Below are 10,075 nucleotides of genomic sequence, written 5' to 3' on the forward strand. Positions count from 1 at the left end.
GCGCCTTGCGACGGAATGCCGCCCACTTCATCCTGCTCGCCGATTTAAGCAGCGTTTCCTCAGGCTATGTACGAGAACTGTTCGTGAATTCATGAAATCGGCAAGTTAGTGAGCCGAGGAGGTCGAGATGGACATCATCGCCAGATTGCGAGACGTCCCCTGGGACGAGTTGCATCCCAACGAGCGGCTCAAGGTGGAAAGCGACTACCTGCGCGGCACGCTCGAAGAGGGGCTGGCCGATCGTGCCACCGGCGCGGTGGCCGAGGCCGATACCCAACTGACCAAGTTTCACGGCTTCTATCAGCAGGACGACCGCGACCTGCGCGAAGAGCGCCGCCACCAGAAGCTCGAACCGCTCTACAGCTTCATGGTGCGGTTGCGGCTACCCGGAGGCATGGTGACGCCCGAGCAGTGGCAAACGCTGGACGATGTCGCCACGCGTTACGCCAACGGCACCCTGCGTATCACCACGCGGCAGACGTTTCAGTACCACGGCGTGCTCAAGGAGAACCTGCGCGCGCATCTGCAGACGATTCATCAGGCCATGGTGGATACCATCGCCGCCTGCGGCGACGTCAATCGCAACGTCATCTGCACTGCCAATCCGCATCGCTCGAAGATCCACCGCCAGGTTTACGAGCTGAGCCACCAGATCAGCGCCCGATTGCTGCCGCGCTCGCGAGCCTATCACGAGATCTTCCTGGGAGAGGAGCGCATTGCCGGTGGCGCCCAGGAACGTGAATCGGAGCGTGAGGCGCCGGCAAGCGGCGACGAGCAGGAGCCGCTCTATACCCGCCATTATCTGCCGCGCAAGTTCAAGGTTGCGTTGGCGATTCCGCCGGAAAATGATGTCGACCTGTTTGCCCACGATGTCGGTTTCATCGCCGATGTTCAGGATGGCGAGTTGCAAGGCTTCACGGTCTGCATCGGTGGTGGCATGGGCATGACCCACGGCGAGCCGGCGACCTTTCCGCGCCTCTCCGACCCGATCGGCTACTGCACGCCGGAAGCGGCTCCGGCGGTGGCCGAAGCGATCATGCTGGTGCAGCGGGACCACGGCGACCGGCGCGACCGCAAGCATGCGCGGATGAAATATACCGTCGAGGATCTCGGCCTCGACGCGTTCAAGGCCGAGGTGGAACAGCATCTGGGCGAGCCACTGGCGCCAGCGCGCGAGTACCACTTCGACAGCAACGGCGATCGGCTGGGCTGGTATCAGGGCGACGATGGCCGCTGGCACTACGGTCTGTTCGTGCAGAACGGGCGTGTCGCCGACTTTCCCGATGGTCCGCAGCTGCGCACCGGCCTGCGCGAGATCGCCGAGCAGCATGACGGCGACCTGGTGCTCACCACCAATCAGAACGTGATCATCACCCAGGTCGACGAAGCGCAGCGGGAGACCATCGAAGCGCTGCTCGATCGCTATCGCATGGTGTCGCAGACATCGCCGCTGCGCCGCAACGCCATGGCCTGCGTGGCGCTGCCCACCTGCGGGCTGGCGATGGCCGAAAGCGAGCGCTACCTGCCGTCGCTGATCGATAAGCTAGAGGCCGTGATGCGCGAGGCCGGGCTCGCCGACGACGCCATCATCGTGCGCATGACCGGCTGTCCCAACGGCTGCGCTCGCCCCTATCTGGCCGAGATCGGCTTCGTCGGCAAGGCGCCGGGGCACTACAACCTCTATCTCGGTGGCGGCTTCAGCGGCCAACGGCTGAACAAGCTCTACCGCGAGAACATCAATGAGGCGACCATCCTCGCGGAGCTGACGCCGCTGATTCGGCGCTACGCCGCCGAGCGTGAGGCTGGCGAGCCCTTCGGCGATTTCGTCATCCGCATTGGCGTGATCGGCGAGACGAAAGCCGGGCGGGAATTTCATGCGCAATGATCCGAATGCGCTGACACGCGCGCTGATTCTTCGGACGCGCTGACACGCACAGTTACGGGCGCGATGTCACGCGCAGTCACGGGCGCGATGAATAGACCAGCGCCCGGCCTGGAGTATCCATTTCTATCGTCAGGATGGTGCCCGTCGCCGACTCCGTCATGTAGAGCGTCCTGCGTTCCGGGCCGCCGAAGGCGAGGTTGGTCAGCGTGCGGCCTGCGGTGGGCGAGCGCAGCCGCCAGAGCGGCACCCCATGGCGATCGAAGACCCACACGCAGCCGTTGCCGGCATCGCACACGAACAGGTTGCCGGCTTCGTCGAGTGCCAGGCCATCGGCGCCGGAAACGCCGCCGGCAAGCTGGACGAACAGCCCCACCTTGCCCGCCGGAGCCTGATCCTTGAGCGGCACGCGCCAGACGCCGTTGCCACGGGTCATGGCGACGAACAGCGCCTTCTCTTCAAGGTCCGTCACCAGCCCGTTGGGACTGATGCCGTTGTCGATCAGCCGGTCCAGACGCTGGGTATCCGGATCGTAGCGGTAGACGCGCCCCGTGGGGTCCTGCAGGCCGGTCTGGCCCTGGTCGGTGAAATAGAGCCGCCCTCGGCGGTCGAAGAACAGGTCGTTGACGCCCTTGAAGCGTTCGCTGCCGATGTGCGTCAGCAGCGGTTGCGGCTCGCCACCGGCGGGATCGAGGGTGAGAATGCCGTGGCGATAGTCCGCGATCCACAGGCGTCCGTCGGGTCCGAAGCGCATGCCGTTGGGCCAGCCATCGTAGGCGGCGATCGCCTCCCAGCGTCCGTCGCCGTCGACCTTGAAGATACGGCCATGGGGAATGTCGGTGACGAAGAGATTACCCTCGGCATCGAAGACCGGGCCCTCCAGGAAGCTGGGAACCGATTGGCCGGGCTTGTTGGCATCGATCCACTCGGAACGTGCGTCGTGCCGCTTGAGTACTTCTGGAATGGCGCTGAATACCTCGCACCAGCGTGTCTCGGGGGGCGAATAGAGGCTCATGGCGACAGACTCCGTTTGGTCGGCAGCGGGGCGCCCCGGCGGGCATGCAGCATCAGTGCGACGATGACCGCCGAGGCGAGCGCGGAAAGCAGCAGCCCCTGGGTCAGGGCGACGATGCCGGCGATCACCAGTGACAGGCGTTCGAGAGGATGGAGCGCGCGCCGATAGTGGCCGATATTGGCGGCACTGATTCCGATCGTGGCCAGGATCATCATCGCGATGGTGGCGAGTAGCGCCGGCAGCCCGGACCAGCCAATGCCTTCCAGGTTGATCTCGGGGTGATAGACCCAGGCGAAGGGCAGCAGAAAGGCGACCAGAGACAAGCGCAGCGCGCTCATCGCGATGCCGAGGGTTCGTTCACCCGTGATCGCGGCGGCGGCAAAGACCGCGAGGGCGACCGGCGGCGTGATCGCCGACAGCACGGCATAGTAGAAGACGAACAGGTGCGCCTGCAGTAGCCCGACGCCGAGATCGAGAATGGCCGGGCCGGCGACGAAGATCACCATCAGATAAGAGGCCGCCGTCGGCAGGCCCATGCCCAGCAGAATGGAACAGAAAGCCGCCAGGATGAGCGCCAGCAACAGATGGCCTTCGCCCAGGCTGACGATGGCCTGGTTCAGCGTCACACCCAGCCCGGTGACGTTGACGGCGCCGATGACGATGCCGATGGCGGCGCAGGAAACCAGTACCGCCAGCCCGTCGCGACCGCCATCGATAATGACCACGAGCCACTGACGGGCCCCAAGGCGGGTTCCGGGCAGCAGCATCGCCACCACCAGTACGACGGCCGCCGCCGACATGCCGCACCAGGTCGGTGAATACCCCATCAGCAGCAAGCCGATCAGGGTCGCGAAACCGGCAAGCAGCACGATGCCTTGAGAGCGTCGCCGGGTATCGAATGGCTCATCCGAAGTGTCTTCGGGAGCCAGGTTCAGGCGGCCCGCTTCGAAAGCGACGGCAGCGGACAACGCCAGCAGATAGAGAAAGGCGGGAACGACCGCGGCCAGCACGATGGTGGGATAGGGAATCCCCGTGATCTCCGCCATGATGAACGCGCCCACGCCCATGATCGGTGGCATCAACTGCCCCGAGCAGGAAGCGACGGCCTCGACCGCACCGGCGAAGCGCCCCTGATAGCCGGCACGCTTCATCATCGGGATGGTCAACACGCCGGTGGACATGACATTGGCGGGTGCCGAGCCGTTGACCGAACCGAACAGCGCCGAACCGATGATGGCCGCCTGGGCAGCGCCGGACCGGCGGCCATTGGCCAGCCGTAGCGCCAGGAAGTTGAAGAAATCGCCGGCGCCGGTATGCCGCAGTGCCGCGCCGAGAATGACGAACATCAATACCACGTCCACCACCGCGCCGAGGGCGATGCCGTAAATGCCCTGGTAGCTGTAACCGACCTCGAGGATCTGGTCGAACCACAGCTTGCGATGGCCGAGCTCGCCGGGGAGATAATGGCCCCACAGCAGATAGAGCAGAGCGCCGCCGGTGATCGCGACGAGCGTCCAGCCCTCGACCCGCCTGGCCCCTTCCAGCACCAGCAGCGTGCCGACGCCATAGCAGAGCATGTCCCACTGGTTGGGCAGGCCTTCCCGGAAGGCAGCGATGGCGTCGTATTCGAGCAGGTAATAGCCGCTGCTGGCCAGCGTCAATACGATCAGCAGCCCGCTCAGCCACCGATCCAGGCGCGGATGGCGCCCGGCCAGCGGTCCGGGCTTCAGCGCGAAGGTCGCGATGAGCCCGATCAGCAGGGCCACGCCATACATGATCTGGGCGGGGTAGCGTGTTCCCAGCGTCGTCCAGACGATGAACAGCGTCAGACTGGCGCAGGCCGCCAGGCCGAGCCCCCTAAGGAGCTGGCCCGGCGCAGTTGGTGCTTGCGGTGACATCGTGCTTCCCCGGGCCTTAATCGATCAGGCCGATTTCGCGGAAATAGCGGGCCGCGCCGGGATGCAGGTCGGCGGTCAGCCCCGTGGCGGCTTCGTCGAGGCGCAACAGATTGAGCGCCGCGCTGGTCCGCTTGATCGCATCCAGGTTTTCCCACAACGCCTTGGTCAGGTCGTAGGCGGTGTCGTCGTCCATGTCGCCGATGACCACGAACATGTAGGGGAAGCTCCAGAAGTGCGTTTCGTCGCCGGACTCGACGCGCCCCTGATAGGCGGTCTCGATCTCGTCGTGGGAAATGTTTTTCAGCCGATAGTGCTCGCCGGCGGTGATGTGGTCGCGAAATGCCGCCATATCGTCCTCGTTGGGCGAGATGAAGCGCAGTTTCATCGTTCGCGAGGCGTTGTCGATGGCCGCCTGCGGCAAACCGCCCCAGACGAAGGTGCCATCCAGGCGGCCGTTGGACATCTGATTGAAGGCATCGGTGTAATCGATGTACTGCGTATCCACATCCTTGCCCGGTGTCAGGTCGTAAGCCTCGAGAAATGCGCTGCTGACGCGTCCGGCATTGCCTCCCGGGCGACCAATGGCAAGGCTGTGTCCTTTGAGATCGGCGAAGGATTCAATTCCGCTGTCATCTCGCACCACGTATTGACCGGCACTCGTGCTGATGGCGAAAAGACTCTTCAGGTTGGCGTAGGCATCGGTCAGCCGGTCGGGATCTTTGCTGAAATTGCCGCGTTTATTGACAGCATCCAGATAGTGGGGCGCGCCGATGACGGCGATGTCCAGTCTGCCGGCCGCCAGTTGGCGCAAGCCGTTGACGCTGCCGTTGTCGACAACGGTCAGGCGATTCTCGTCACTGGTCTTGGCCAATTGATTCGACCATGCCACGGCGAGGGCATAGTCGTCGGATGTCTGCGAGGTGGCACTGACAACGAGGTCGTCGGCATGTGCCACCGTGACGGACATGCCGATGGCGAATGCGACGGTCATGAAGGGGCGTAGAGCAAGCTTGGCGTTCATGGAAGACTCTCCACTCTTGTTTTGCGGTTTCAAACCCGAGGTAGGGGGGGTGACTGGTGTCAATCTCTCTGCGGCACTGGCCGCGGGTCCGGGCCGCCGTAGGGCCACAGCCAGCCTTTCGGTATCGGCCCTTTGTTGCGCCCGCCCTGGCACTGCTGTTCCCAGGCGTGGGCGAGGATGCCGACCGAGCGCGAGAGACAGAACAGCCCCCGGGCCAGCGGTGCGGGGAAGCCCAGTTCGGCATAGATGACGGCGGTGGCACCATCGATGTTGAGCGGAATCGGCTTGCCCTTCATGGCGATCAACTGCCGTTCCACCTCGCGGGCAATGGCGACGAAGCAGCCATCGACCTCGCCGCGTGCCGCCGCCGCCTCGACCAGCTCCAACAACCTCGGACCGCGCGGATCGACGGGATGGAAACGGTGGCCGAAGCCGGGAATGATCCTGGTGCGCTGGCGCTGCCAGTCAGCGATGCCTTCGCGCACCGCGGTTTCGAGATCACTGCCACCGATCTGGCGTTCGAGTATCGACTGATAGAGTTCGACGGCCTGCTCGCCGGCACCGCCATGAACGTCGTCGAGCACGTTGACGGCGGACGCCATGGCGTTGTTTAGGCTACCGCCGCAGGTCATCGCCATGCGCGCGATCGCGATGCTCGGTGCCTGGGGACCGTGATCCACTGCGCTCATCAACGCCGTCTCGAGCAGTGCTGCCTGGGGGCGGCCGGGCAGCTCTCCGCGGGTCATCAACCACACCATGTCGGCGAAACCGACGTTGCCGATCAACTCCTCGACGGGATAGCCGCGGTAGCGGATCTCCCCCGGGCGCATGTCGATGATGTCGGTGTGCCACCACTGCTGGGCAGGTGAATCCGGGGCTTGCGTATCGGTCATGGCTGGTGACTCCAGAGAAAATCGTTCCTGATTCGGTTCATTCATCATTGGCGGCATGGGCGGGCAGCAGGTTGTCGTTGTCCTGGCCCAGGCGCGGCGGTGGGGTGGCGACGCGGGGCGCCTGCCCATCGACGCGGTAGCCGCCGCTGACGACCTCCAGCGGCCGATCGATCGGCGACGACGCGAAGCGCTCGATCAGCCCACGATCGCGTACCTGCGGATGTGCCAGTGCCTCGGCCACGCTGTAGACAGGGCCGGCAGGAATGCCGGCCTCGACCAGGCGCGGCCACCAATGCTCGGTGGTATTCGCTGCCAGTGCTGCCTCGATGCAGTCGCTCAGGGCCCGGCGATGTTCGAGACGAGCCTGGCGCTCGCCAAAGCGGGGGTCGTCGTGCCATTCGGGATGGCCCAGAACCTGGCACAGCGCTTCGAACTGCTCCTGCTTGTTGGCGGCGATGTTGATCAGGCCGTCGCCTGTGCGGAAGGTCCCGGACGGGCTGGCGGTGACGTTGTCGTTGCCCAGCGGCTGGGGTGGCTTGCCGGCGATCAGCAGGTTGGAAACTGCCCAGCCCATGGTGGCGAGGACCGATTCGAGCATCGAGATGTCGATGAAGTGCGCGCGGCGCGGTCGCTCGGCCAGGGCGGCGTTGATTGCCATGGCCGCGGTCAGTCCGCCTACCGTGTCGGCCAGCGGATAACCGACACGGTAAGGGGCGTTCTCCGGCGCCCCGGTAATGCTCATGACGCCCGACATGCCCTGGATGATCTGATCGTAGGCCGGGTAGTTGGCCAGCGGGCCATCCTGGCCGAAGCCGGAGATGGCGCAGTAGACCAGGTTCGGATTCACGTCGCGCAAGGTTTCGAAACCAAGCCCGAGACGCTGCATGACGCCGGGGCGGAAATTCTCGACCACCACATCGGCAGTGGCGACCAACGCCAGGAAGGCCTCGCGGTCGGTGTCGGACTTGAAGTCCAGCGTCACCGAGCGTTTTCCGGCGTTCTGGGCGAGGAAGGAAACCCCCATCAGGTCATGATTGAGTGCCGGATCGGCCCCCAGCTGGCGGGCCAGGTCACCGCCCTGGGGACGTTCGACCTTGATCACCTCGGCGCCCAGGTGAGCCAGTTGATGGCAGCAGAAAGGGCCGGCCAGGACATTGGTGAGGTCGAGAACCCGGTAACCGGAGAGTAATGCCGACATGGTTTCTCCTGATGGAACAAATTCTTTCAAATAGAATATGGTGGGGGCTAGTTTGTTGCAATGGCGTTTTGTCTATCGCAACATTAGCCATTAGTTGAATCATCGACATCGATTACTGGACGAGGAGCGTCACATGGCGCAGAGGCGTGTCGAGGCCGTCGAGCGGGCGCTCACCCTGCTCGAGGCGTTCTCGCTGGACCGGCGGGAGTTTTCGTTGACCGAGCTGGCCAATGCCACCGGTTTCTACAAGAGCACCATCCTGCGCTTGATGGCTTCGCTGGAGCATTTCGGCTATGTCACCCGCGACGAGCGTGGCATTTACCGTGTTGGCCCGGCCGTATCGCGGTTGGCACCGCTCGCGGGGGAGGGGCCGCAGCTGGAGAATCTGGTACGACCGATTCTGGAGTCGCTGCGCGATGCCAGCGAGGAGACGGCATCCTTCTACGTGCGCGATGGTGACGAGCGCATCTGCCGTCTGCGCGAGAATGGCCGGCTGGAAGTGCGTCATCATCTCGAAGAGGGCGTGAGGCTGCCGCTGGGGCGTGGCGCCGCCGGCCGGGTACTCAATTACGAGACGCCGCGCGGGCAGGTGGTGGTCTCCAGCGGCGAGCGCCAGGCCGGTCTGTCGGCGGCCGCCATCGGCATCTACAACGCCGAGGGGGAACTGATGGGAGCACTGGCGCTATCCGGTCCCAGCGAACGCTTCAACGCCGTGGTCAAGGATCGTCACGTGCCGCTGCTGGCGCAGTACGCGCCCCGGCTGGAGCGCCAATGGCCGCGGGCATTGCGAGCCGGCTGACCGATCGCTGGTATCTGCCCGGACCGCTCCTGAAAAGCGGTCCTTGCCCATCCCTACTGAATCAATCCGACCTGCTGCGAGATCTCCTCGATGTCGGCGATCTGCTGATGGACGTAGTCGTCGAACGCCTCGCCCTGACGGTCGAAGGGGATGAGGCCGTTCTGCTGCATGACCTGCTTCCACTCATCGCTTTCATAGAGTGTGTGCAGCGTCTCTTCCCACCAGGCGATGTCCTCGTCGGAAACCTCCGGCGGCAGATAGAAGCCGCGCCAGTTGATGCCCTCGACATCGACGCCCTGCTCCTTGGCCGTTGGAAAATCGCTCAGTGCGCCCGGCAGGCGACCGTCGGCGAGCACGGCGAGAATGCGCAGATCGCCGGATTCGACGAAGCCCAGCGTTTCCGAGGCGTCTCCGGTGAAAGCATCGATATGGCCGCCCACCACCTGGGTCATCGCCTCGCCGCCACCGTCGAAGGGCAGATACTTGACCTCGTTCAGCGCCTCGATGCCGTCGGCGCGGGCCATCAGCAGTACCTTGAGATGATCCCAGCCGCCGCTGGCACTGCCGCCGGCGAAGCTGACGCTGCTGGGGCTCTTCTCCATCGCATTCAACAGATCCGCTAGCGTCTGGTAGGGAGAATCCTTGCTTACCGCGATCACGCCGTAATCGGCGCCCACCGTACCGACCCAATTGACCATGTCGGCGTTCATGCCGGGGAACTGATGCTGGGCCAGGCGTGTGGTCGTCGCCGTCGAAGCGGAGACGATCACGTCGTTCTGGCCCGCGCGCTTGGTCACCACGTGGGAGAAAGCGACGCCACCGCTGGCGCCCGGCATGTTGGTGGTCTGCACGCTGCCATCGATGGCACCGATCCCGCTCAGAACATTGCCCACGCTGCGACAGGTGAAATCCCACCCGCCGCCAGGGTTGGCCGGTGCGATGCAGTCGATCTTGCCACTGGGTCCATCGGCCATCGCCAAGGGCGAGATGGCGATCAGCAGGGCGCCCCCGAGCGTGCGCAGGCGTGAAGAGGAAAAAACCATGATGTCTCCTGAGTTTTGTTTATCAGAACTTATTTCACCAAGAGAAATTATGGTGGTGATAAAGGCGGGTCAATCAAGAGATGACGATTTGCGACTAAAGAATATCCATAGTCGCTATGATGTTCTCTCTGGCAGAATTTTATGCTGGTGAAACTTCGGCATGCCGCGGTGGGAACTGTCGACATTGGAGCGCAGGCGCTGACAAAAAGGATACGAGTGGGCAGGCTTCACACCGATGGTTGAGGGGGCAGTTAACGCGAGCATCTGTCAGTGTTCGGAAGGTCGCTGCCGAACGATAAGACGCCGCTCGCCAGCCTCCAGGAGGC

8 protein-coding genes are annotated in these 10,075 nt (G+C 64.1%); 2 read left to right on the forward strand and 6 right to left on the reverse strand.

What is annotated here, in order from left to right:
- The first annotated feature begins 127 nt into the window (after positions 1-127).
- Complete coding sequence (locus DOM57_RS21440) at positions 128-1,885, forward strand: NADPH-dependent assimilatory sulfite reductase hemoprotein subunit (RefSeq protein WP_110651756.1); 1,758 nt, start codon at positions 128-130, stop codon at positions 1,883-1,885.
- 76 nt (positions 1,886-1,961) lie between these two features.
- On the opposite strand, the gene DOM57_RS21445 is transcribed toward DOM57_RS21440, so the two are convergent.
- Genes DOM57_RS21445 through DOM57_RS21465 form a run of 5 tightly spaced genes read right to left on the reverse strand, consistent with a single transcriptional unit; the run spans position 1,962 to position 7,907 of the window.
- Positions 1,962-2,897: an SMP-30/gluconolactonase/LRE family protein gene (locus DOM57_RS21445; protein ID WP_110651758.1), complete on the reverse strand. Its 936-nt coding sequence runs from the start codon at positions 2,895-2,897 to the stop codon at positions 1,962-1,964.
- On the reverse strand, positions 2,894-4,795 hold the full coding sequence (locus DOM57_RS21450) for a TRAP transporter permease (RefSeq protein WP_110651760.1): 1,902 nt from the start codon (positions 4,793-4,795) through the stop codon (positions 2,894-2,896). The genes DOM57_RS21445 and DOM57_RS21450 overlap by 4 nt, the downstream gene beginning before the upstream one ends.
- Before the next feature lie 16 nt (positions 4,796-4,811).
- Positions 4,812-5,816 carry a TAXI family TRAP transporter solute-binding subunit gene (locus tag DOM57_RS21455; RefSeq protein WP_110651762.1) on the reverse strand — a complete coding sequence of 335 codons (1,005 nt, stop codon included), beginning with the start codon at positions 5,814-5,816 and terminating at the stop codon, positions 4,812-4,814.
- Between the two features lie 59 nt (positions 5,817-5,875).
- Entirely contained in the window at positions 5,876-6,709 is an 834-nt protein-coding gene (locus DOM57_RS21460; protein ID WP_110651764.1) for a citryl-CoA lyase, read from the reverse strand.
- Positions 6,710-6,746: 37 nt separating this feature from the next.
- A complete protein-coding gene (locus DOM57_RS21465) occupies positions 6,747-7,907 on the reverse strand; it encodes a CaiB/BaiF CoA transferase family protein (RefSeq protein WP_110651766.1) in 1,161 nt (386 codons plus the stop codon).
- Positions 7,908-8,040: 133 nt separating this feature from the next.
- Between DOM57_RS21465 and DOM57_RS21470 the strand changes: the two genes are divergently transcribed.
- The gene (locus tag DOM57_RS21470; protein ID WP_110651768.1) at positions 8,041-8,706 is read left to right on the forward strand and encodes an IclR family transcriptional regulator; all 666 of its coding nucleotides are present in this window, start codon (positions 8,041-8,043) and stop codon (positions 8,704-8,706) included.
- Between the two features lie 53 nt (positions 8,707-8,759).
- On the opposite strand, the gene DOM57_RS21475 is transcribed toward DOM57_RS21470, so the two are convergent.
- The gene (locus tag DOM57_RS21475) at positions 8,760-9,749 is read right to left on the reverse strand and encodes a Bug family tripartite tricarboxylate transporter substrate binding protein (protein ID WP_110651770.1); all 990 of its coding nucleotides are present in this window, start codon (positions 9,747-9,749) and stop codon (positions 8,760-8,762) included.
- Positions 9,750-10,075: the final 326 nt, after the last annotated feature.

The organism is Salinicola peritrichatus, from assembly GCF_003206715.1.
Taxonomy (GTDB): domain Bacteria; phylum Pseudomonadota; class Gammaproteobacteria; order Pseudomonadales; family Halomonadaceae; genus Salinicola; species Salinicola peritrichatus.